22 protein-coding genes are annotated in these 22,462 nt (G+C 67.6%); 8 read left to right on the forward strand and 14 right to left on the reverse strand.

The features are described 5' to 3' along the window. Nucleotides 1–61 precede the first annotated feature (61 nt). From D9601_RS16300 to D9601_RS16310, 3 genes are read right to left on the reverse strand one after another with little or no spacing between them, the layout of a single operon-like run. Nucleotides 62–1,120 (reverse strand): ribonucleotide-diphosphate reductase subunit beta, encoded by a 1,059-nt coding sequence (locus tag D9601_RS16300; protein ID WP_198355140.1) that lies wholly within the window; start codon nucleotides 1,118–1,120, stop codon nucleotides 62–64. A 3-nt stretch (nucleotides 1,121–1,123) separates the two neighbouring features. After that, nucleotides 1,124–1,492, reverse strand: coding sequence for a hypothetical protein (locus tag D9601_RS16305; protein WP_198355141.1), 369 nt, complete (start codon nucleotides 1,490–1,492; stop codon nucleotides 1,124–1,126). Next, a complete protein-coding gene (locus tag D9601_RS16310; protein WP_198355142.1) occupies nucleotides 1,489–1,692 on the reverse strand; it encodes a hypothetical protein in 204 nt (67 codons plus the stop codon). The genes D9601_RS16305 and D9601_RS16310 overlap by 4 nt, the downstream gene beginning before the upstream one ends. 56 nt (nucleotides 1,693–1,748) lie before the next feature. Between D9601_RS16310 and D9601_RS16315 the strand changes: the two genes are divergently transcribed. After that, nucleotides 1,749–2,000, forward strand: a complete 252-nt coding sequence (locus D9601_RS16315; protein WP_198355143.1) for a DUF2171 domain-containing protein — start codon at nucleotides 1,749–1,751, stop codon at nucleotides 1,998–2,000. 74 nt (nucleotides 2,001–2,074) lie between these two features. Here D9601_RS16315 and D9601_RS16320 read toward each other — a convergent pair whose 3' ends face one another. From D9601_RS16320 to D9601_RS16330, 3 genes are all read right to left on the reverse strand, one after another. Then, nucleotides 2,075–2,521, reverse strand: coding sequence for an endonuclease domain-containing protein (locus D9601_RS16320; protein ID WP_332838032.1), 447 nt, complete (start codon nucleotides 2,519–2,521; stop codon nucleotides 2,075–2,077). A gap of 79 nt (nucleotides 2,522–2,600) precedes the next feature. Continuing rightward, entirely contained in the window at nucleotides 2,601–4,502 is a 1,902-nt protein-coding gene (locus tag D9601_RS16325; RefSeq protein WP_198355145.1) for a ribonucleoside-diphosphate reductase subunit alpha, read from the reverse strand. 577 nt (nucleotides 4,503–5,079) lie between these two features. Beyond that, entirely contained in the window at nucleotides 5,080–7,713 is a 2,634-nt protein-coding gene (locus D9601_RS16330; protein WP_232474303.1) for a putative bifunctional diguanylate cyclase/phosphodiesterase, read from the reverse strand. A gap of 161 nt (nucleotides 7,714–7,874) precedes the next feature. Between D9601_RS16330 and D9601_RS16335 the strand changes: the two genes are divergently transcribed. Continuing rightward, nucleotides 7,875–9,428: a fumarate hydratase gene (locus tag D9601_RS16335; protein WP_332838038.1), complete on the forward strand. Its 1,554-nt coding sequence runs from the start codon at nucleotides 7,875–7,877 to the stop codon at nucleotides 9,426–9,428. A 67-nt stretch (nucleotides 9,429–9,495) separates the two neighbouring features. Here the strand turns inward: D9601_RS16335 and D9601_RS16340 are convergent, their stop codons facing one another. Together D9601_RS16340 and D9601_RS16345 are read right to left on the reverse strand one after the other, a co-directional pair. Further along, nucleotides 9,496–10,080 carry a hypothetical protein gene (locus D9601_RS16340; protein WP_198355146.1) on the reverse strand — a complete coding sequence of 195 codons (585 nt, stop codon included), beginning with the start codon at nucleotides 10,078–10,080 and terminating at the stop codon, nucleotides 9,496–9,498. Nucleotides 10,081–10,502: 422 nt separating this feature from the next. Further along, nucleotides 10,503–11,042, reverse strand: a complete 540-nt coding sequence (locus D9601_RS16345) for a hypothetical protein (RefSeq protein ID WP_198355147.1) — start codon at nucleotides 11,040–11,042, stop codon at nucleotides 10,503–10,505. A gap of 116 nt (nucleotides 11,043–11,158) precedes the next feature. Here D9601_RS16345 and D9601_RS16350 point away from each other — a divergent pair, with 116 nt between their 5' ends. Beyond that, entirely contained in the window at nucleotides 11,159–11,545 is a 387-nt protein-coding gene (locus tag D9601_RS16350; protein WP_198355148.1) for a PRC-barrel domain-containing protein, read from the forward strand. Here D9601_RS16350 and D9601_RS16355 read toward each other — a convergent pair. From D9601_RS16355 to uvrB, 3 genes are all read right to left on the reverse strand, one after another. Further along, entirely contained in the window at nucleotides 11,542–11,862 is a 321-nt protein-coding gene (locus D9601_RS16355; RefSeq protein ID WP_198355149.1) for a HigA family addiction module antitoxin, read from the reverse strand. The two genes, D9601_RS16350 and D9601_RS16355, sit on opposite strands and share 4 nt — an antisense overlap. Before the next feature lie 16 nt (nucleotides 11,863–11,878). Next, a complete protein-coding gene (locus tag D9601_RS16360; RefSeq protein WP_198355150.1) occupies nucleotides 11,879–12,115 on the reverse strand; it encodes a type II toxin-antitoxin system RelE/ParE family toxin in 237 nt (78 codons plus the stop codon). Between the two features lie 61 nt (nucleotides 12,116–12,176). Next, nucleotides 12,177–14,372 carry an excinuclease ABC subunit UvrB gene (uvrB, locus tag D9601_RS16365; protein WP_198355151.1) on the reverse strand — a complete coding sequence of 732 codons (2,196 nt, stop codon included), beginning with the start codon at nucleotides 14,370–14,372 and terminating at the stop codon, nucleotides 12,177–12,179. A 170-nt stretch (nucleotides 14,373–14,542) separates the two neighbouring features. On the opposite strand from uvrB, the gene D9601_RS16370 reads away from it, so the two are divergent. Both D9601_RS16370 and D9601_RS16375 read left to right on the forward strand, forming a co-directional pair. Further along, nucleotides 14,543–15,364, forward strand: a complete 822-nt coding sequence (locus tag D9601_RS16370) for a ferredoxin--NADP reductase (protein ID WP_198355152.1) — start codon at nucleotides 14,543–14,545, stop codon at nucleotides 15,362–15,364. A gap of 74 nt (nucleotides 15,365–15,438) precedes the next feature. After that, complete coding sequence (locus tag D9601_RS16375) at nucleotides 15,439–16,752, forward strand: chloride channel protein (RefSeq protein ID WP_198355153.1); 1,314 nt, start codon at nucleotides 15,439–15,441, stop codon at nucleotides 16,750–16,752. A 125-nt stretch (nucleotides 16,753–16,877) separates the two neighbouring features. Here D9601_RS16375 and D9601_RS16380 read toward each other — a convergent pair whose 3' ends face one another. Next, nucleotides 16,878–18,116 carry an MBL fold metallo-hydrolase gene (locus tag D9601_RS16380; protein ID WP_332838033.1) on the reverse strand — a complete coding sequence of 413 codons (1,239 nt, stop codon included), beginning with the start codon at nucleotides 18,114–18,116 and terminating at the stop codon, nucleotides 16,878–16,880. 122 nt (nucleotides 18,117–18,238) lie between these two features. Here D9601_RS16380 and D9601_RS16385 point away from each other — a divergent pair, with 122 nt between their 5' ends. Then, a complete protein-coding gene (locus D9601_RS16385) occupies nucleotides 18,239–19,819 on the forward strand; it encodes an amidase (protein WP_198355155.1) in 1,581 nt (526 codons plus the stop codon). Between the two features lie 25 nt (nucleotides 19,820–19,844). On the opposite strand, the gene D9601_RS16390 is transcribed toward D9601_RS16385, so the two are convergent. Together D9601_RS16390 and D9601_RS16395 are read right to left on the reverse strand one after the other, a co-directional pair. Next, nucleotides 19,845–20,246 (reverse strand): DUF4345 domain-containing protein, encoded by a 402-nt coding sequence (locus D9601_RS16390; RefSeq protein WP_198355156.1) that lies wholly within the window; start codon nucleotides 20,244–20,246, stop codon nucleotides 19,845–19,847. Beyond that, entirely contained in the window at nucleotides 20,243–20,692 is a 450-nt protein-coding gene (locus D9601_RS16395) for a DUF2721 domain-containing protein (protein ID WP_198355157.1), read from the reverse strand. The genes D9601_RS16390 and D9601_RS16395 overlap by 4 nt, the downstream gene beginning before the upstream one ends. A 98-nt stretch (nucleotides 20,693–20,790) precedes the next feature. Here D9601_RS16395 and D9601_RS16400 point away from each other — a divergent pair, with 98 nt between their 5' ends. Then, the gene (locus D9601_RS16400) at nucleotides 20,791–21,882 is read left to right on the forward strand and encodes a GNAT family N-acetyltransferase (RefSeq protein ID WP_332838034.1); all 1,092 of its coding nucleotides are present in this window, start codon (nucleotides 20,791–20,793) and stop codon (nucleotides 21,880–21,882) included. Nucleotides 21,883–21,914: 32 nt separating this feature from the next. Continuing rightward, a complete protein-coding gene (locus D9601_RS16405; RefSeq protein ID WP_198355158.1) occupies nucleotides 21,915–22,460 on the forward strand; it encodes a 3'-5' exonuclease in 546 nt (181 codons plus the stop codon). Nucleotides 22,461–22,462: the final 2 nt, after the last annotated feature.

Genomic DNA, 22,462 nt, shown 5'->3' on the forward strand with positions numbered 1-22,462 from the left:
TGGCTTAATACCAAAATGTCTACTGAATAGATGTGGCTTGATACTGCTTCGTCTCACATGATTACTCCGCCGCCACCCCAGCCCGCGAGAACATGTCACCTTCAACGGCGCCCAAATCCTCGTTCGCCGGCTTGCTGCCCTTGGCCTTCTGGCGCTTGTCGAAGCTGTCCCAGACGTCGTTCCACTGGCCCTTGGTCGCCGCCTTCGAATATTCGGTGGCGCGGGTTTCAAAGAAATTGGCGTGCTCGACACCGTTGAGCAGCGGCGTCAGCCACGGCAGCGGGTGTTCGTCGATCATGTAGATCGGCTTGAGGCCGAGCTGGCCGAGCCGCCAGTCCGCGATGTAGCGGATGTACTTCTTGATCTCCTTGGGCTTCATGCCCTCGACCGGGCCCATCTCGAAGGCGAGGTCGATGAAATTGTCCTCCAGCCGGATCGTCGTCTGGCAGACGTCGGCGATGTCGTCCTTGACCGCCTTGGTCAGGCACTGCCGCTCCTGGCAGAAGGCATGGAACATGCGGATGATGCCTTCGCAATGCAGGCTCTCGTCGCGCACCGACCAGCTGACGATCTGGCCCATGCCCTTCATCTTGTTGAAGCGCGGGAAGTTCATCAGCATCGCGAAGCTGGCGAACAGCTGCACGCCTTCGGTGAAGCCGCCGAACATGGCGAGCGTGCGGGCGATGTCCTCGTCGCTGTCGACGCCGAAGTTCTGCATATAGTCATGCTTGTCCTTCATCTCGGCATATTCGAGGAAGGCGCCGTATTCGCTCTCGGGCATGCCGATCGTGTCGAGCAGATGGCTGTAGGCGGCGATGTGCACCGTCTCCATGTTGCTGAACGCGGTCAGCATCATCTTGACCTCGGTCGGCTTGAACACGCGGCCGTATTTCTCGTGGTAGCAATCCTGCACCTCGACGTCGGCCTGGGTGAAGAAGCGGAAGATCTGGGTGAGCAGGTTGCGCTCGTGATCGGTCAGCTTCTGCGCCCAGTCGCGGCAATCCTCGCCCAAGGGCACTTCCTCGGGCAGCCAGTGGAGCTGCTGCTGACGCTTCCAGAACTCGAACGCCCAGGGGTATTCGAACGGCTTGTACTGCTTGGAGGCTTGGAGGAGGGGCATAAGTCAGGTCCTTGAGACTAATTCGTAGAGATCGGTAAGTAGGTCGAGGGCGCCGATCACGGCGACAATCCAGCCGAGCATGCGCTGTGTCGGATTGCCGCCCTGCCTTGGCGTAAACAGGCCACGGATCAGGCAGACGCCCGCCGTCGGAAGATACAAATGGCCGAGCAGCCGGTGCCAGGTGGGAACCGAGGCAGGATGCAGGGCGAGCACTTCGACCGCGGTGACGAGGCCGAAGCCGAACAGCACCCAACTGATTGCGTAGACCGCGCGATCACCTAGGGGGCCTGCCGGACCCTGCGCGCGTACCATGCCGATGGCGAACATCGCGCCGGAGGCTAGCGAGAGCAGGAGATAGAGCAGTGGGCTCATCCGCCGACGCTCCATCGCTGCATCTGGCTGGCGCCGACCGCGAGCAGGATGCCCGCCGACAGCGCCATGATGCCGACCATGCGCAGCACATAGGTGCGCGCCGGCCCGCCCTCGCGCAGCAGCAGCAGCAGCAGGCTGGCGGCGCCGATCAGGATCAGCACCACCGCGACCGCATACATGATGAGCGACTGACGGATCATGCATCCATTCCCCGTGATGCTCGTTTCGCGTCCGACCCTATCGAAGGAGGAACGTCGTGCACGATCATAGCAACATCAAGGAACATATGAAGGTCATCGGCGCCGACGGCGTCCATGTCGGCACCGTCGACCATGTCGATGGCGAGCGCATCAAGCTGACCAAGAACGATTCGCCGAGCACCGAGGACGGGCAGGGCGGCAAGCATCACTATCTGCCGGCCGGTCTGGTCGCGGAGATCGAGGGCGACACCGTGCGCCTGTCGGCGACCGCGCAGAACGCCGTCGACATGTTCGAAGAGGCGGAGTGAGCCATACTCTCCCTCTCCCACTGGGAGAGGGAGGGAGCCGCCGGCAGGCGGCGGAAGGGTGAGGGTGGTGCCGGTCATGCGGTGCCGCCCTTTTTCGTGTCCGCCACACGCGCGCCGACGTTCGCCACGACACCGTCGAGGTTCATCATCACATCGGCGTTGGCGAAGCGGATCACGTCATACCCTTCGGACTCGAGGAAGCGGGTGCGCTGCGCGTCCCGTTCCGGTTTCAGCGCGTGGTCGTCGCCGTCGACCTCGATGATGAGGCGTTCGGAAAAGCAGAGGATGTCGGCATAGAACGGACCGACCGGCGCCTGGTGACGCCATTTCAGATGCGGAAAGGCTTCGCGCAGCGCGCGCAGCACCCAGCGTTCGGGTGCGGACGCCGCGCGGCGGAGCTGGCGGGCGCGCTGGACGGTGCCGGAGCGATGATTGTCGTAACTGCGCACACCCTCACCCTTCCGCCGCTCCGCGGCTCCCTCCCTCTCCCGATGGGAGAGGGAATTAGCGGCAACCTGCACCCCTCTCCCGCCGGGAGAGGGAGGGGCCCATCGCGTCAGCGATGGGAGGGTGAGGGTGTCAGCGAACGGCCCGATCACCTCACTGGCAGGCCAGACACTCGTCATAATCCGTCGTCTCGCCGATCTCGAACTTCGGCGCGCTGATCGTATTGTCCGCCTCGACGCCGCCGCTGCCGGCGAAGCCGGCACGCTGCACCGACTTGGAGCGGAGGTAATAGAGCGACTTGATGCCCAGTTCCCAGGCGCGGAAGTGGAGCATCAGCAGGTCCCACTTCTCGACGTCGGCGGGGATGAACAGGTTCAGCGACTGCGCCTGGTCGATATAGGGCGTGCGGTCGCCGGCCAGTTCGAGCAGCCAGCGCTGGTCGATCTCGAAGCTGGTCTTATAGCAGTCCTTCTCCTCCTGGTTGAGGAAGTCGAGGTGCTGGACCGAGCCGCCATGTTCGAGGATCGAATTCCACACCGCGTCGCTGTTCTTCGCCTTTTCGGTGAGCAGCTTCTCGAGATACGGATTCTTGACCGCGAAGCTGCCCGACAGCGTCTTGTGGGTGTAGATGTTGGCCGGGATCGGCTCGATGCAGGCCGAGGTGCCGCCGCAGATGATCGAGATCGACGCGGTCGGCGCGATCGCCATCTTGCAGCTGAACCGCTCCATCACCCCCATGTCGGCGGCGTCGGGGCAGGGGCCGCGCTCGATCGCGAGCTGCATCGACGCTTCGTTCACCTGCGCGTTGATGTGCTTGAAGATGCGCAGGTTCCACGACTTGGCCATCGCCCCCTCGAACGGCAGGCCGCGTGCCTGCAGGAAGGAGTGGAAGCCCATCACGCCGAGGCCGACCGAGCGTTCGCGTGCCGCGCTATAGGCGGCGCGCTCCATGCCCGGCTCGTGGCGGTCGATGTAGTCCTGCAGCACGTTGTCGAGGAAGCGCATCACGTCCTCGATGAACTGCTTATCGTCCTTCCACTGGTCCCAGGTCTCGAGGTTGAGGCTGGACAGGCAGCAGACCGCGGTCCGGTCGTTGCCGAGGTGATCCTTGCCGGTCGGCAGCGTGATCTCGCTGCACAGGTTCGACGTCGACACCTTGAGGCCGAGGTCGCGGTGATGCTTGGGCATCGCCTTGTTCACATGGTCGGCGAAGACGATGTACGGCTCGCCGGTGGCGAGGCGGGTCTCGACCAGCTTCTGGAACAGCGCGCGCGCATCGACCTTGCCGCGGACGCTGCCGTCCTTGGGGCTCTTCAGCTCCCATTCGGCACCGTCGCGCACCGCCTCCATGAAGGCGTCGGTGAGCAGCACGCCATGGTGCAGGTTGAGCGCCTTGCGGTTGAAGTCGCCGCTCGGCTTGCGGATCTCGAGGAACTCCTCGATCTCGGGATGCGAGATGTCGAGATAGCAGGCGGCGGAACCGCGACGCAGCGAGCCCTGGCTGATTGCCAGGGTGAGCGAATCCATCACGCGGACGAAGGGGATGATGCCGCTAGTCTTGCCGTTGAGGCCGACCGGTTCGCCGATGCCGCGGACGTTGCCCCAATAGGTGCCGATGCCGCCGCCGCGCGACGCCAGCCAGACGTTCTCGTTCCAGGTGTCGACGATGCCGTTGAGGCTGTCGGGCACCGAGTTGAGGTAGCAGCTGATCGGCAGACCACGACCGGTGCCGCCGTTCGACAGCACCGGCGTCGCCGGCATGAACCACAAGCGGCTGATGTAATCGTAGATGCGCTGCGCATGCGCCTGATCGTCGGCATAGGCGCTAGCGACGCGGACGAACAGATCCTGGAAGCTTTCGCCCGGCAGCAGATAGCGGTCCTTCAGCGTCTCCTTGCCGAAGTCGGTGAGCAGAGCGTCGCGGCTATGGTCGACGTCCAGCGCATAAGGCTGGGCGACCGAACGGCTGCCGGTGGCGGCGGGCGCCGGCGTGGTGACGGTGGTGTCGAGCGTGTCTACGGTCATCGTCGCGTCCTGCGTATCCCTGAAATCCATCGGCCCCGTCGCTCCTTGTCCTGTCGTCCGCCGGGGCACCGGGGCACGCCAAATGCAGCGTGACGGCGCCGGCCGGGGATCGTATAGCCTTGGTCGTCCACCGCCCCGGGGCATGCGGCCGGATCCCCCCGCGATCTGCGGCGAATGCCAGCTTTATACCATCCGTAGGGTCGGCCCCCGAAACCAACCCCCATAAATTGTGGCAAACCGTGCCGGGAGGCAAGAGGTTAATGATGCGCCGACGATCCGGTTCCGGCGGTTGTGACGGCGCTGTTACGGACCCGGGCGATGCGACGCGCGGACTTCTGCGGGTTTCGCGAATGGCAAGGGGGCGGGGGCGACCGGAAAATATTTTCTATCAACCGATCCGGGCCGAAAACCGCCCGGATCGGCTGTTTCGGCATAGGGCGGGCGGGGTGGCACCGCCCGACCGGCGGGGAGCGCCACCACCGCCGATGGCTCGCCCGCAAGTCGTTGCGCCAGCAGTGAAATGCTTCTGCCTCGGCAGAAGCGAGGACGCTGTCGGCTGAACCACCCACCGACGGGGCGTGCTGCCGGCGCCCGCGCGCCTGCCCGCTCAACCCGTCCGACGGAGCGCGCGGGCTACCGGCTGGTTGAGCAGGTCGAGGTCGAAGGCGTCGAGGAACTGCAGGCCAGCCTTGCCGTCCCGCGCCCAAGCGACGCGAGCGGTGACCATTTCATTCTCGACCAGCTCGATCAGGACGTCGAGCCCGGTTGCGTCGCCGTCGATCGACAGTCCCTCGACCAGCGCGCCGTGGGGCGAGATGTCGCGGACGCGCACGTCGCCGCGCGCCGTGCCGAGCGCGATCCGGGCGGAGCGCAGGATGCGGGTGCGCGGGCCGCGGCTGATCTTGTGCCCGACCGGTGCCAGGCGATCGCCCTGCAACTGCTCCTGCACGCCGTCGGCCGGCACCGGCCGACCATAGACGAAGCCCTGGATGTGGCTGCAGCCGAGCGCGCGGACCAGCGCGATCTCGTCCTGCACCTCGACCCCCTCCGCCGTCGTCTCCATGCCCAGGGTTTCGGCGAGCGTGACGATCGCCTTGATGATCGCGGCGTTGCGGTTGCCGGGCTGCACCGCGCCGCGGACGAAGGACTGGTCGATCTTGATCTTGTCGAACGGCGCGTTGCGCAGATAGCCGAGCGACGAATAGCCGGTGCCGAAATCGTCGAGGCTGAGTCGGATGCCGAGCCCCTTCAGCGCCTTGAACATCGAATCCGACGAATCGTTGAGGAAGGCGCTCTCCGTGATCTCCAGCTCCAGCCGGCGCGGCGGCAGGCCGGCATGGCCCAGCGCGCTGGCGACCAGCGAGGGCAGCGCCGGATTGGCGAATTGCAGCGGCGACACGTTGACCGCGACGCGGACCGGCCGCGGCCAGCGCGCCGCCTCGCGACAGGCGGTGCGCAACACCCATTCGCCGAGCGGCGCGATCAGCCCCGATTCCTCCGCCACGGGAATGAAGGCGGTCGGCGAGATCGGCCCGCGCGTCGGGTGATTCCAGCGCAGCAGCGCCTCATAGCCGACGATGCTTTCGTCGAGCGTGCTGACCAGCGGCTGGTAAACGAGGTGGAAGCCGCCGTCGTTGAGGGCGGTGCGGATATCGTCCTCGAGCTGCTTGCGGGTGCGCGCACCTTCCAGCATCTCCTCGGAGAAGAAGCGATGAACGCCGCGCCCGTCCGCCTTGGCGGCATAGAGGGCAAGATCGGCATTGCGTATCAGCTCCTCGGCATCCTCGCCATGGTGCGGCGCGATCGCGACGCCGATCGAACAGCCGATCGACACCGAATTGTCGTGAACGAAATAGGGCTGGGACAGCGACCGGATCAGATCATTGGCCAGGGCGGCGAGCGTGTCGCGCTTGTCGAGGCCGGGCAGCAGGACCTGGAATTCGTCACCGCCAAGCCGGCCGACCAGGCCCTTGTCGCCGACGCCACGCTGCAGCCGCTGCGCGACCTGGACGAGCAATTCGTCGCCGGCCTGGTGGCCGAGCGTATCGTTGACCGCCTTGAACCGGTCGAGGTCCATCAGGAACAGCGCCGCTGGGCGATAGGGGCCGGCCTGCTGCTGTAGGGTCTTGTCGAGGCTGTGCCGCATGCGCTGGCGATTGGCGAGGCCGGTCAGGCTGTCGAACAGCGCGAGGCGGGTGATCTCCGCCTCCGAACGGCGCTGTTCGGTGAGGTCGCTGCCCGAACCGATGAAGCCCTGGAACCGGCCAAGATGATCGACCAGCGGCCGGCCGGAGATCGACCACCAGCGGTCGGGCTCCTTCGCCTGCGTCGCGCAGACGGTATAGTCGGCAAAGGAGGTGCGCGACGACAGATGGAAGGCGAGCGTCCGCTCGGTTCCCGGTGCGACGCTGTCGAGGCGCAGCACGTCGATCAGCATCCGGCCGAGCGGCGTTTCCGCGTCGCGCGCCAGTGCGCCGGCGACCTTGGCCGACAGATAGGTCAGCCGCCCGTGGCGATCGGTCTGCCAGAACCAGCCGGCGCCATGCGCCTCGAACTCGCCGATCATCCGCGTCGCAAACTGGCCGGCCTCGCGCTCCTCGGCACTGGCGCGGCTGGCGGCGATGTCGATGCGGGCGACGCGCAGCGAGGCGAGCGCCAGCCCCGTCAGGACCAGCGCGGCGACACCGACCGGCGCCCAATGGTGGCTGAGGATGGCGAGCATCAGCACCAGCCCGCCGCCGAAGGCGAGACTGGCGGCGCGAACCGGATGCAGGATCAGGGCGGTCATGCCCGCCGCGCCGAGCATGCCGACGAAACTGGCGAGCTGCAGCGGCCCTGCGGGCAGCGCGATGGTCGACCACAACATCGCCATGATCGCCGCGGCCATGCCACCGCCGGCCAGTGCGAAGCTGCGTGTGCGCAGATGCGCCGGCCAGGTGCGCACCTCCTGTCGGACAAGCAGCGCATAGCCGGCGAGCGACAGCGCGATCAGGAAGCCCCCGTGGATGAGCGCGGCGGCCACCATGCCGGGCTGGCGCAGCGCCAGCGTCGCGCCGATCAGGATCAGCATGGCGAATCCCTGCGCCAGCATGGCGAACGGCCAGACCACGCCGACCAGATGCAGGCCGGAATCGTGGCTGCGCAGGAAGCGGTCGCCGCCTTCGTCGGTCAGGCCGAGCAGCTGCGCCGGAGAGGTGTTCCGTTCGGCATCGATAGCGGCGCGGCTCGGGATGATCGGCATGCGGACAGCGTAACAATGTCTGGTTGCCGAAGGGTTTAGAGGCGGAAGCGAATCGATGGGACCGCCGCCGAGGCGCGGCCCGTGTCGGGCCGACCGCGGCGGGGGCCTTGGCGGGCGGGGCGGGGGGAATTAAGGCTTCGGCGCAAAGGAGCCTGTTGCCCGTGATCTCCCATCATCCTGCCGCGTCGACCGGCGCGATCGTCACCATCCGCCCCTACGACCTGATCGAGAGCGTCGCCGACGCGCTGCAGTTCATCAGTTACTATCATCCGATGGACTATATCCGCGCCCTGGGCGAGGCCTATGCCGCCGAGCAGAGCCCAGCCGCCAAGGATGCGATGGCGCAGATCCTGACCAACAGCCGGATGTGCGCCGAGGGGCACCGTCCGATCTGCCAGGATACCGGCATCGTCACCGTCTTCGTCAAATGGGGCCAGGATTGCCGGCTGGAGGGCGATCGCAGCCTGCAGGAGGTGGTCGACGAGGGGGTGCGGCGCGCCTATCTCCATCCCGAGAACAAGCTGCGCGCGTCGATCCTCGCCGACCCGGCCTTCACCCGTCGCAACACGCGCGACAACACGCCCAGCGTGTTGCATGTCGAGATGGTGCCGGGGGCGCAGGTCCATGTCGACGTCGCGGCCAAGGGCGGCGGCAGCGAAAACAAGACCAAGTTCAAGATGATGAACCCCAGCGATTCGATCGTCGACTGGGTGCTGGAAATGATCCCGCAGATGGGCGCCGGCTGGTGCCCGCCGGGCATGCTGGGCATCGGCATCGGCGGCACCGCGGAAAAGGCGATGGTGCTCGCCAAGGAATCGCTGATGGGCCAGATCGACATGGCGCAGCTCAAGGCGCGCGGGCCGAAGAACGACCTGGAGGCGCTGCGCATCGAGCTGTTCGACAAGGTCAATGCGCTCGGCATCGGCGCGCAGGGGCTGGGCGGTCTGTCGACCATCCTCGACGTCAAGATCCTCGACTGGCCGACGCATGCCGCGTCCAAGCCGGTGGCGATGATCCCCAATTGCGCCGCGACCCGTCATGCGCATTTCACGCTGGATGGCAGCGGGCCGGTCTATCTCGAAGCGCCGAAGCTCGACGAATGGCCCAAGGTCGACTGGCAGCCGGACAGCGCGGCGATCCGCGTCGACCTGGACACGCTGACCCCCGAGGTGGTGCGGACGTGGAAGCACGGCGACCGGCTGCTGCTCAACGGCAAGATGCTGACCGGCCGCGATGCCGCGCACAAGCGCATCGCCGATATGCTGGCCAAGGGTGAGGAGTTGCCGGTCGAGTTCGAGGGCCGCGTGATCTACTACGTCGGGCCGGTCGACCCGGTCGGCGAGGAAGTGGTCGGGCCGGCGGGGCCGACCACAGCGACGCGGATGGACAAGTTCACGCGCATGATGCTCGAGCAGGGCCTGCTGGCGATGGTCGGCAAGGCGGAGCGCGGCCCCGCCGCGACCGAGGCGATCCGCGATCACCAGAGCGCCTATCTGATGGCGGTCGGCGGCGCCGCCTATCTGGTCGCGCGCGCGATCAAGGGCAGCAAGGTGGTCGGCTTTGAAGACCTCGGCATGGAGGCGATCTACGAGTTCGAGGTGAAGGACTTCCCGGTCACCGTCGCGGTCGACGCCGAGGGGCAGAACGTCCACCAGCTCGCGCCGTTGGTGTGGCGCGAGAAGATCGCGCGGGAAGGGCTGCTGCAGCCGGCGTGAGCGAAGGCGCGGCGGCTGTCGGTTCTGGGATGCGACCGCACCGCGAGGTGCGGCGCGGCAGGCGCCGCTACTTGCGCCGATAGACGAGGAAGAAGGTCGGCCGTCCGTGCGCCGAGCCGAAGCTAGACGTCGGATTATCCAGGCCGAGCGCGGTGGCGCGGCGGGAGAGTGTTTCGCCTTGCAGCGCCTGCATGACCGCATTGGCGTCGGCGAGGGGCAGATTCGCGGCATAATCGCCGCTGACTTCGCACAGGCTGCTCGCGCATTGCACGGTGAGCGCATTGCCGCCGCCGATCTGCGGGATCTCGGCCAGGGCGTTGCGCAAGCCGGCTTCGCTGCGCGATGCCCAGGCGGGATCGCGCGGTTCGGCGCGGAAACGGGCATGAAGCTGGGCGGGCGAGATACCGTCCGGCGGCAAAGTGGCCGCGATGTCATCCGGTTGGGGTGTGACGCCGGCGGCGGCTGGCGACGGGGCCGGGGCAGCGCGGGGCGCGACTGTCGCGGCGGCTGCCGGCGCCGGTGACGCGGCGACGACCGGGACCTCGTCAGCGGCGGCGCGCGGCGGCGAAGTAGGCCGTCGCCCGGCATACCAATAGCCGAGCCCGGCGAGCGCGATCACGGCAAGCGCGACGATCCAGTTCCGCTGCGCCATCCATACCTCCCTTACCGGACAGTCTAGGTCGGATGCGGACCGGTGGGAAGAGGCGGCCCCATATGAGAAGAGGTTGCCGGACACCCCTCACGAGTGTGCCCGACAACCCCTAAACATGGTCAGCGGCCGGAGAGCTCCAGCCCGGGAGACCATGAGGCCTCTTCAACCCTTGCCGGCATCGTTGATTGGGGGAGGATACCCCCCGATGCGGCGTCAACAGGTCTTAGAAGCCAGTCCCCCGAACGAACTGAACCGACCCCATTGCTGAACCATGAGACATCGGATCACCTCCTTTCGCTTGTGGATAGCCAAGTGACGAGGACCCCCGCCACACCACCAATGTGCGCACCAAGGCGTCGAGATACAAGTCTTGTTTTACGGCGCCGTCTGCGCGACATTGGTCGCCCGTTGCCAATGTGCGGCTAGCCGCGGCAATCCTCCGTCACGCGTCCGATTTCGGCCCAGGCCGGCACGACCAGCGTCGCCGTGCCCGGCTGCTCGACGGCGATATGGCCGCGGCTGAACGCCATGGCGTCGAGCAGGCGGTCGTCCGCCGCCAGCGCGGCCGCGACATAGGGCGGGGTGCCGCCGGTCGGCTGCACCGAAAGCTGGCGCGTCGTGCTGGTGGTGCGGATGACGAGCGGCGCCGCCGCGCTGCCGCTGCGCGACACATACATCCGACGCGCGGCCCGGTCGCAGCGCAGGGTCAGCAGCGCGTCGCCACCCGCCGGGCCGAACAGCGCCAGGCTGCCGCGGCCGTCCTGGCGGTAGGTCCAGGTGCCCGGCGTCGGCGGCCAGTCGCGCCAATCGTCAGCCAGCGGTTGGACGACCGGGCGCGGTGTCGGCCGCGCCGCGACCGGGGGCGGCGCCGGCGTGGGCTCGGGCGCGACCTGCGGCACGCAGGCGGCGGCAAGCGCGGACGCCAGAACGGAAAACAGGCGGGGCCAGGAGCGTGTCGACATGGCGGCGGCTTATGGGCGATGCGGCCGGGCGCCTCAACCCGCGTCCGCGGGAACCGCCGTGGCGGCCGGGCGGTTCACCTGCATCAACCCCAACGTCCTCGCGTCCAGGAGCCGCCATGTCGACCGAAGCCCCCGCCAGCCAGACCGCCACGACCCAGCTGCTTGTGCAGGCCAATGTCGCCCATACGCTGAAGGTCGAAAGCCGCGACGGCGACGTCGTCGGGTCGGTCTATGCGCTGATGGTGCACAAGGGTTCGGGGCGCTCCACGCATGCGGTGCTGAGCCTCGGCGGCTTCCTCGGCATGGGCAAGAGCTTCTATCCGGTGCCGTTCGACCTGTTGCAGTTCGATCCGGTCCGCGACCTGTACGTGATCACCATCGATCGGCGCATTCTGGAGGGCGGGCCGAGCTGGGCGAACAACGCGCCGGTGTTCGACCAGGCCTATGCCGACCGCGTCGCCAGCTATTACGGCGTCCGCGCCGAGGATCTGAGCGCGGGTTAAGCGGCGCGGGGCACGATCCGGTCGAGCGCGTCGTTCAAGGCGCGCTTGGCCTCGACGATCTCGTACCGGTCCTGCAGCCGCAGGAAGAACCCCTCCGACAGGCCGAAATAACGGGCGAGACGGAGGTCGAGTTCGGCATCGATGGGCTCCACGCCGTCGATGACCGACTGGATATGTGCGCTGTCCGCCTCGATTGCTTGCGCAAGCTGGTCGACGCTGAGTTCTTCCGGTTCCAGAAATTCGCTGACCAGCAGCTGACCGGCATGCTCGTTTGCGAGCCATTCCGGATCAGTGGTAATCCGTGATTTCGACGTCATGGGCGTCACCGTCCTTCTATACGAAACATATGCGCCACTGCATATTGATGGCAATCGCATGCTGACCGGCGCGATCGTCCCGTAAGGCGTGCAGCCGATTACCCTTGAGATTGCCGACCTCGTCAAGGCTTTGCGCGGAGTCGAGCAACGTCAGGCGGCGCATCGCCCGTTGTTGAATGTCTGGCGGGAGTTTGCGACTACGATCGCGGTTCCAGATGCGTTCGGTTTCGGGATCGGCGAAGCTGCGGATCATGCACGGCGCCTCCGCCGCTAATCTAGACGATCTTGCGGTGGCGCGGGCAGAGAGGTGGCGATCAACGCGACCGCCGTCCCCCCATTCGCATCTTCTGCTGCTTGCCGTAGCGAGTCTTGCGCGTGCCCGGCTTGCCTTCGTTGCTGCGGCCCATGATCGGCGCCTTCTGCTGCTCCACCGGCAGGCCGAGTTCCTCCTGTTCCAGGCTGCGGATCTCGTCGCGCAGGCGGCCGGCCTCCTCGAACTCGAGGTCGGACGCGGCTTTGCGCATCTTCTTCTCCAGCTCCTCGATGTACGCGCGCAGGTTGTGGCCGACCATGTGCGGACGCTCGTCGTCGATCGGCACGGTGACCTGATCGCCCTGGCTGACATGGGCGATGATGTCGCCGATGTTGCGGCGGATCGTCTGCGGCGTGATGCCATGTTCGAGATTGTACGCCTGCTGCTTCTCACGACGACGCGCTGTCTCGTTCATCGCCCGCTCCATCGATCCGGTGACGCGGTCGGCGTAGAGGATGACGCGGCCGTCGACATTGCGCGCGGCGCGGCCGATCGTCTGGATCAGCGAGGTCTCGGAGCGCAGAAAGCCTTCCTTGTCGGCGTCGAGGATCGCGACCAGCCCGCATTCGGGAATGTCCAGGCCCTCGCGCAGCAGGTTGATGCCGATCAGCACGTCATAGACGCCGAGCCGCAGGTCGCGGATCAGCTCGATACGCTCCAGCGTCTCGACGTCCGAGTGCATGTAGCGGACCTTGATCCCCGCCTCGTGCATATATTCGGTGAGGTCTTCGGACATGCGCTTGGTCAGCGTGGTGACGAGGCTGCGATAGCCCTTCGCCGTGGTCGCCTTGCACTCCTGAATCAGATCCTGGACCTGCTCCTCGACCGGCTTGATCTCGACCGGCGGGTCGATCAGCCCGGTCGGGCGGATGACCTGTTCGGCGAAGACGCCGCCGGTCTGCTCCATCTCCCAGCCGCCCGGCGTCGCCGAGACGCTGACCGTCTGCGGGCGCATCGCATCCCATTCGTTGAAGCGTAAGGGGCGATTGTCGATGCACGAGGGCAGGCGGAAGCCATATTCGGCGAGCGTGATCTTGCGGCGATGGTCGCCGCGCGCCATCGCGCCGATCTGCGGCACGGTCTGGTGGCTCTCGTCGACGAACAACAGGGAATTTTCCGGCAGATATTCGAACAGGGTTGGCGGCGGCTCGCCGGGCAGGCGGCCGGTCAGGAAGCGGCTGTAATTCTCGATCCCCGCGCAACTGCCCGTCGCCGCGATCATCTCGAGGTCGAAATTGGTGCGCTGCTCGAGCCGCTGCGCCTCGAGCAATTTGCCCTCGGCGACCAGTTCCTTGAGGCGCTCGGCAAGCTCGTGCTTGATCGCCTCGGTCGCCTGCTTGAGCGTCGGGCCAGGCGTCACATAATGGCTGTTGGCGTAGATACGGACCGAGTTGAGGTTGGCGATCTTCTTGCCGGTCAGGGGATCGAACTCGACGATCTCCTCGATGTCGTCACCGAAGAAGCTGATCCGCCAGGCGGTGTCCTCATAGTGCGAGGGGAAGACCTCCAGCGTGTCGCCCTTCACGCGGAAATTGCCGCGCGCGAAGGCCGCGTCGTTGCGCTTGTACTGGAGCGCGACGAGCTTGCGCACGATCTCGCGCTGGTCGGCGGTCTGGCCCTTCTTCAGGTCGAAGATCATCGCCGAATAGGTTTCGACCGAGCCGATACCGTAGAGGCACGACACCGAGGCGACGATGATCACATCGTCGCGTTCGAGCAGCGACCGCGTCGCCGAATGGCGCATCCGGTCGATCGATTCGTTGGTCGACGATTCCTTCTCGATATAGGTGTCGGAGCGCGGGACGTAGGCTTCCGGCTGGTAGTAATCGTAATAGCTGACGAAATATTCGACCGCATTGTGCGGGAAGAAGCTCTTGAACTCCCCGTAAAGCTGCGCGGCGAGGATCTTGTTGGGCGCGAGGATCAGCGCCGGACGCTGCAGTTCCTCGATCACCTTGGCCATGGTGAAGGTCTTGCCCGAGCCGGTGACGCCGAGCAGCACCTGGTCCTTCTCGCCGGCGCGCGCGGTTTCGGTCAGTTCACGGATCGCGGTCGGCTGGTCGCCCGACGGCTGATACTCGCTGACCAGTTCGAAGCGCTTGCCGCCCTCCACCTTGTCGGGACGCGCGGGACGGTGGGGGACGAAGCTCTCACCGGTTTCCGGCTCGGCGAGGCTGGTGCGGATCTGAATGGCCATAGACGACGGGATATGGGGGCGGCGTTTGGCGGTGGCAACGGATCGGGAACATCCATGTGCTCTTGCACGCGCAGGAGCACTGGGGAGGCTGCAAGTTTCGCTTTGGTTGACCCGTCCGGCCCGCACCCATATTGCGACCGCTTCGCGAACGATCCGAAGCTTTGCCCGCAATGACCGATACCCGTGCCCCCGTGCTGATTCCCGAGACCAAGGCGTTCCTCAACGTCAAGGTGCTGTGGGTGCGTCACTGGAACGACCGCTTGTTCTCCTTTGCGGTCGAGCGGCCGGCCTCGTTCCGCTTCCGCTCCGGCGAGTTCGTGATGATCGGCCTGCCCGGCGACGATGAAAACGCCAAGCCGATCATGCGCGCCTATTCGGTCGCCAGCCCGCATTATGCCGAGGAGCTGGAGTTCCTGTCGATCAAGGTCGAGGACGGGCCGCTGACCTCCAAGCTCCAGCTGATCCAGCCGGGCGACGAGGTCTATATGGGCAAGAAGCCGACCGGCACTTTGGTCACCGACGCTCTGGTCGGCGGCAAGCGGCTGTTCTTCTTCTCGACCGGCACCGGCCTGGCGCCGTTCCTCAGCCTGGCGCGCGATCCCGACGTCTACGGCATGTTCGATCAGGTGATCCTGGTCCATTCGGTGCGGCAGGTCAGCGACCTTGCCTATCATGACGAGTTGCAGGCGCGGCTGGCCGACGATCCGTTGGTATCGGAGGAAGCGGCGGCGCAATTCCACTATATCCCGACCGTGACGCGCGAGCCGTTCCGCACCACCGGGCGGATCGGCGACCTGATCGAAAGCGCCGCCCTGTTCGGTGATCCGGTACAGGGACCCAAGAGGCTCGATCCGGAGAACGACCGGATCATGCTGTGCGGATCGATGGCGATGATCCGCGAGACGGCGGCGATGCTGGATGGGATCGGGTTCGAGGAAGGATCGAACGCCAAGCCCGGCACCTATGTGATCGAGCGCGCCTTCGTCGACTAAAGCCATTCCCCTCCCGTAAGTGGGAGGGGAGAGAAAGCTTTTATCTTCCTCCCCTTTACCCTAACCCCCACCGCATGACCGGCGAGCCCCCACCGCCGCGTCGCCCGCGGGGGTGGACGCTCCGACGCTTCCGTGCGCTGCTGCGTTCGCGGGGGCCGACCAGCCTCCGCTTCCGGCGCCGCATCGCCGTCCTGACCGGCGCGATCGCGATCGGCATCGTCGCGGTGCTGTTCGCCGAACTGTCGGACGCGATGGGGCTGACCTTCGCGGCCTTCGCCCGGCGCTGGCACTGGCTGCCGCTGCTGACCACGCCGTTGGGCTTCATGGCGCTGGTCTGGCTGACCCGCCGCTTCGTGCCGCTGGCGCGCGGATCGGGCATTCCGCAGGTGATGGCGGCGCGTCACGATCCACAGGGAGCGACGCGCGGGCTCATCTCCGTGCCGACGGTGATCGGCAAGGTCGCGCTGACCATCGGCGCGATCCTGTGCGGCGCCAGCGTCGGCCGCGAGGGGCCGACGGTGCAGATCGCGGCGGCCGTGATGGGCGTGACCCACCGCTTCCTGCGCGTACCGCTGAACGCGGCGGTGATCGTCGCGGGCGGCGCGGCGGGAGTCGCGGCGGCGTTCAACACGCCGCTCGCCGGGGTGCTGTTCGCGATCGAGGAACTCGCCGCCGCCTATGAGCAGAAGGTGACGCTGCTCGTCCTGTCGCTGATCGTCGTCGCGGGCATGACCGCGCAGGCGCTGATGGGCGACTATATCTATTTCGGCGCGATCGGCGCGCATATCTCGCTGCAGGCGGCGGTAATCGTCGTGCCCGTCGCCGGGCTGGCGGGCGGCGCGTTCGGTGGCCTGTTCTCGCGCACCATGCTCGGCTTCGCCAACGGGCGGCATCGGATCACCGGGCTGGCCAAGGCGAACCCGATCCTGTTCGCCGGGGGCTGCGGGCTGGTCGTCGCCGTGCTCGGCATCGCCACCGTCGGCCTGACCTGGGGCACCGGCTATAGCGCGGCGCGGGCGATGATCGTCGGCGTCGATGCGCCCCTGTGGTTCGGGCCGGCCAAGGCGCTGGCGACGCTGGCGACCGCGGTGGCGGGGATGCCGGGCGGCATCTTCGCGCCGAGCCTGGCGGTCGGTGCCGGCGTCGGCAATCTGCTGCGCTTCGTCTTTCCCGGCGACCCGGCGGGCGCGGTGGTGATCCTGGGCATGACCGCCTATTTCGCCGGCGTGGTGCGCGCGCCGCTGACCGCGGTGATCATCCTGTCGGAGACGACGGCGAGCCGCGGCCTGCTGCTGCCGATGTTCGCGGCGGCGTTTATCGCCGATTGGGCGAGCCAGGCGGTGTGCCGGGAGAAGCTGTACCACGGGCTGGCGGCGACGTTTCGGTAGAGGTTAGGGACGCCCGCTTCGCCATTCCCACACGGGCGGGAATCCCGACATGCTGACGCTTTTGACCCTCGCGAAGGCCCACGCGTCTGGATCCCCGCCTGCGCGGGGATGACGAGAAGGGTGGTTTAGCGCAGCGCGTTGACCGCCGGACGGTCCATGCAACGCAGCATCGCCTCGCGGGTCAGCGGCCGGGTCGGCGCCGGCGCGGCATAGCTTGGCACTTCGAACGACTCGCCGATGCCGGCCGCGGCGAATCCGGTACCGCCGGTGCAGCGCATTGCTTCCGCCAGCATCTCCGGCGGGGTGTCATAGCCTTCATAGGACAGGCGGAAGGTGCCCCAATGGATCGCCATGCTGTGCGCCGCGCCCAACCGCTGGTGGATCAGCGCCGCCTCCGCCGGACCGATATGGCTGCCCGACGACATCTGGCCGGGCACGAAGCGGAAGGCGCCGATCGGGATCATGGCGAAGCGGATCGGACCGTAGCCCGCGGCCTCGCGCGGCCAGTGGCCGTCGCCGAAGCCGGTGTCGCCGGCAAAGAAGATGTTGCCGCCTTCGCCCGGCAGGCGGATCACGAAGCTTGACCACAAGGCTCGGTTGCGATCGGTGAACCAGCGGCTGCCCCAATGGTGGTTGCGGGTGACGATGATCTGCGCCCGGTCGCCGCGGCACCAGGGGCTCTCGCCGCAGCGCGGCGCGACCGGCGTGACGGTCAGGCCGCTGGCGGTCAGCGTCGCCGCCTGGCCCCAATCGAGCGCGGTCGCCCTCGCACCGACCTGGCCGATGACGCTGTCGTTGCCGAGGCTGGTGACGATCTGCGGCCGGTCGCGCTGCCACAGCCGCTGCAGCGTCGCTTGGTCGAGATGGTCGTAATGGTTGTGGCTGACCAGTACGAGGTCGATCCGCGGCAGATCCTCGAAGCGGATGCCGGGCGCGGTGACGCGCTTCGGGCCGAAGCCGAGCGGCCCGGCACGGTCGCTCCACACCGGATCGGTGAGGATGTTGAGCCCGCCGGTCTGGATCAGCACCGTGGCATGACCGACCCAGGTGACCAGCATGCGGTCGCCATCGACCCGTGCCGGCGGCCGCGCCTGGGTGACGGCGACGCTTTTCGGCCAGGCGGGGCGGCCGTCGCTGCCGGTCAGCTGGCGCCAGAAGAAGCCGGCGCGGCCGCCGCCCGCGGGCAGGCGCATCGTGTCGGCGTCGCCGTCGGGATTGCGGAAGCGTTCGCCGTCAAAATGGTCGCTGGCCGGCCCGCGATAATAGATGCGGTCGAGGAACCGCGGCACGATCGTCACCGCCAGCCCAATCGTGACGATCAGCAGGACGAGGACGGCACCGATGATCTTGAGCGCTGTGGCCACGCGGAAATCCGGAAGAAGGGACGCCGGGTAACGCAGGTGAAGGGTCATGGTTCATGCCGCAAGCCCGCTTGCGTCGGCCATTTCCGGCGATAGCATCGCAATCTGTTTCAAGAGGGGATTCCATGCGCCGGATTTTATTGGCCCTTTCGCTTGCCGGCCTGGCCGTGCCGACGGTCGCCGCGGCCGCCGACGTCAAGGTCGAGGAAGCGTCGATCGACCAGTTGCAGGCGCTGATGCGACAGGGACAGACGTCGAGCGTCGCGCTGACCCGCGCCTATATCGCGCGGATCGCGGCGATGGACCGCAAGGGGCCGACGCTGCGCAGCGTCATCACGCTCAACCCCGACGCGCTCGCCCAGGCCAAGGCGCTGGACGCGGAGCGCAAGGCGGGGCGGGTGCGCGGGCCGCTGCATGGCGTGCCGATCCTGATCAAGGACAATATCGAGACGGCGGACCGGATGCCGACCACCGCCGGCAGCCTGGCGCTGAAGGACAATGTCACCGGCCGCGACGCGCCGGTCGTCGCGGAGCTGCGCCGTGCCGGTGCGGTGATCCTCGGCAAGACCAATCTGTCCGAATGGGCTAACATCCGCTCCACCCATGCGATGAGTGGCTGGAGCGCGATCGGCGGGCTGGTGAAGAACCCCTATGCGCTCGATCGCACCGCCTGCGGGTCCTCGTCCGGCTCGGGCGCGGCGGTGGCGGCGAGCTTCGCCGCGGCGGCGGTCGGCACGGAGACGGATGGGTCGGTGGTCTGCCCCTCGTCGCTCAATGGCGTCGTCGGGCTGAAGCCGTCGATCGGCATGGTCAGCCGCACCCGCGTCGTGCCGATCAGCCACAGCCAGGACACGCCGGGACCGATGGGGCGCAGCGTCCGCGACGTCGCCACGCTGTTCTCCGCGATGGTCGCCGCCGATCCGGAGGATGCCGTGACCAAGGGTGCGGTGACGCGCGACTATGCCGCCGGCCTGTCGGTCAGCGCGCTGTCGGGCACAACGGTCGGCGTGATCCGGCCGGAAGGCATGGCGGCGGACCTCGCCGCCGCCTACGACCGCGCACTTGGCGTGCTGCGCGCGGCGGGAGCCCGGCTGGTCGAGGTCACGCCGCCCAAGCTCGACGGCATCGGCGACGCCGAATTCACCGTGCTGAAGACCGAGCTAAAGGCGGACCTCAACGCCTATCTGGCGACGACGCCGGCGGCGGTGACCGCGCGGACGCTGGACCAGCTGATCGCCTTCGACCGGGATCACGCCGCGACGGAGATGCCCTTTTTCCAGCAGGAAATCTTCGAGTTGGCGGCGAAGACCAAGGGGCTCGACGACCCGGACTATAAGGCGGCGCGGGCAAAATCGCTGCGCCTCGCCGGGGCGGGCGGCATCGACACGATGCTGAAGGCGGCAGGGGCGACCGTGCTGGTCGAGCCGACCTATGCCGGCGCCTGGCTCAGCGATCCGGTCTATGGCGACCAGTATAATGGCCCGTCGGCGTCCGAACTGCCGGCGATCGCCGGCTACCCGCATCTGACCGTGCCGATGGGGCTGGTGAAGGGACTGCCGGTCGGCCTGTCGTTCATCGCGACGCGCGGCGAGGATGCGCGGGTGCTCGGCGCTGGTTATGCCTACGAACAACGCGCCAAGGCGCGGGTGGCGCCGCGCTATCTGCCGCAGGCGGATGTCGGTCCGGGACTGGACGGGACGCGCTGACGGTGCGGCGTAGTGCGGCGGGCCGCTATCGGGCCTGCCGCCGCGCCACCCGCGCCTGCCACAGCATCAGCAGCGGCACCACGCCGAGCTCCATCGCCAGCCCGAAACGGTGTCCGACCGACGGCGCCCCGACGCTGGCGAGCGACACCAGCCGCGACAGACCGCCCGCCACGATCAGCGCGCCGAGCAAGCGGAACCGCGGACCCTTGTCGGCGACATCGGGGATGCAGGTCGCAAAGGCGATGCCGACGCCGAGGAAGATGCCCGAGACATAGCGGAAATGGCTGTCGAGATCGCGCGGGATCACCGGCGGATGGCCGAGGAAAGCGGGGCCGTGCAGCACGCCCTCGCCACCGATCAGCAGCGGCACGCAACAGGCGATCGCGACCACCGCCTGCAGCAGCCGCAGCTCGAGCCGCGCGCTCACAACAGAATTTCCTTGCGGACGTGGATCGCGCGCAGCGACACGCGCACTTCCCACATGAAGGCGATCAGGCACAGGATCAGCAGCGTCACCGCGACGATGAATGCCAAAGCGATCCAGGTGCCGATATGCAGCTTGGCCAGATTGGCGACGAATAGCATCGCGATCACGATGCACGCCATCACCGCGCTCGCCACCGCCAGGAACAGCGCGCCGTTGATGATCGACATGCGCTCGTCGAGCAGCCGCAATTCCCATTTGTGCCGCTGCACCGCGTCTTCGGGGGCATGGACCAGCGCCTCCTCCAGCGCGCGGGCGCGGTCGATCACGCGGGCCAGCCGTCCGGCGAGGACGTTGAGCACCTGGCCGATCGCGGCGAGCATGAACACCGGCGCGAGGGACAGCTGGATCGTCTGCGCGATGGTCGTGACGGCGGGCAAGGTCGGCATGGCGACATTCTAGGGCGGTATACGGTTCGGTGAAAGCGCCGAGTGGTGACCCTTCGGGTTGCACCGGTTGGTAACCCTCTGCTTCTACAGCGAGGCACGTGACCAAGCCGATGCGCCTTGCCGACTTCCAGCAGCTGCCGCCGGCCGCGCGCGCGCAGATCGGCGACGGCCTGTCGGTGGCGATCGACCGGGTCGCGGAGGCGGGATCGGCCAGCCACGCCTTCCTGCGCTACGGCTGGTACGCCGCGGCGTTGGCGGCTTATGGCGGCGCCGCGCGCACCTTGGTGGTCGAGGAGGATGGCGCGCCGGTCCTCGCGCTGCCGTTCGTCGGACTGGGACCGGCGATGCTGCGGCTCGCCGCGGTGCCTGGCTGTTACTGGCCGTTCCGCAGCTTCCCGATCGCGCTGGGCGCGGGCGAGGGGGCGTTGGGGGCGGCGCTCGACGCGCTCGCCGGCACGATCAACGGCCTGCGGATCGGGCCGGTCTATGACGACGATGCGACGGCGATGCCGCTGATCGCCGCGGCGCGCATGCGCGGGTGGACGACGATCGACCGCTTCGTCGCGGACAGCTGGCTGCTCGACATGGCCGCTGTGCAGGCCGAAGGCACCTGGCCGCGCAATTCGACGCTGCGCAAGAACCGCTTCCACGAGAAGCACCTCGCCGAACACGGCGTGCCCGCCTGGCATTTCCTGCACGGCGCCGATTGGCCCGCGGCCTTCGACCGGCTGGCGGCGGTGGAGGAGGCGAGTTGGATCGCGACCCGCACCGACGGCAGCGACGCCAAATTCACCACCACCGGCCATGGCGCCTTCTGGCGCGCGGCGGCGGCCGACCCGGTGCTCGCCGACATGTTGCGCGCCGCGTTGCTGACGATCGACGGGCGGCCGGCGGCCTTTTCCTTTGATCTGGATGCCGGCGACCTGAAATATGCGATCGCCAACAGCTACGATCCGGCCTTCGCCAAACATTCGCCGGGCAAGCTGCTCTATTACCGCAATCTGGTCGAGGCGATCGGGCGGGGCGTGACGCGCGTCGATTGGGGTGCCGGCGACAGCGGCTACAAACAGGTGATCGGCGCCGACCGCGGCCCGGCGATCCGCGATTGGCTGCTGCTGCCGCCGCGCCTGCCGGCGCTGGCCGGGCGGCTGCTGCGCGGCCTCTGGCAACGGTCGGGGCAGCATCGCTGAACCCGTGACACGCGCCGATGCGTTGTTCGGCGATGCGCGTCTTCCTCGACTTCGAAGCCTCCTCGCTCGCCAAGACCAGCTATCCGATCGAGGTCGCCTGGGTGTTCGAGGACGGCCGCGGCGAAGCCCATCTGATCCGGCCCGCGGAGGGGTGGACGGATTGGGATGCCGAAGCCGAGGCGATCCACCATATCCCCCGCGAGGCCCTGGTCCGCGACGGCACGCCACACGATGTCGTCGCGGCGCGGATGATCGACACGCTAGGTGGCCACGATTTGTTCGCCAGCGCGCCGTCGTGGGACGGAAAATGGCTGAGCGTGCTGCTGCGCGCGGCGAAACGGCCGCGGCACAGTCTGCGCCTGCGCGACACGGACGAGGCGCAACGGGAGGCGGCGGCCGCGATCCTGCGCGAGGCGGTGCCGGCGGACCGCGTCGCGCCGCTGGTCGAGGAGGCGCGGGCGCGGGCCGGGGTGGCGGAACGCGGCACGCCGGCGCACCGCGCGCTCGCCGACGCCCGCGATGAACTGGCGCGGTGGCAGCGGGTCTGCGCGATGGCGCGGACGCTCGCGGCAGGTTAGGC

Origin of the sequence: Sphingomonas sp. MA1305, assembly GCF_016107325.1 — a bacterium.
Taxonomy (GTDB): Bacteria; Pseudomonadota; Alphaproteobacteria; order Sphingomonadales; family Sphingomonadaceae; genus Sphingomonas.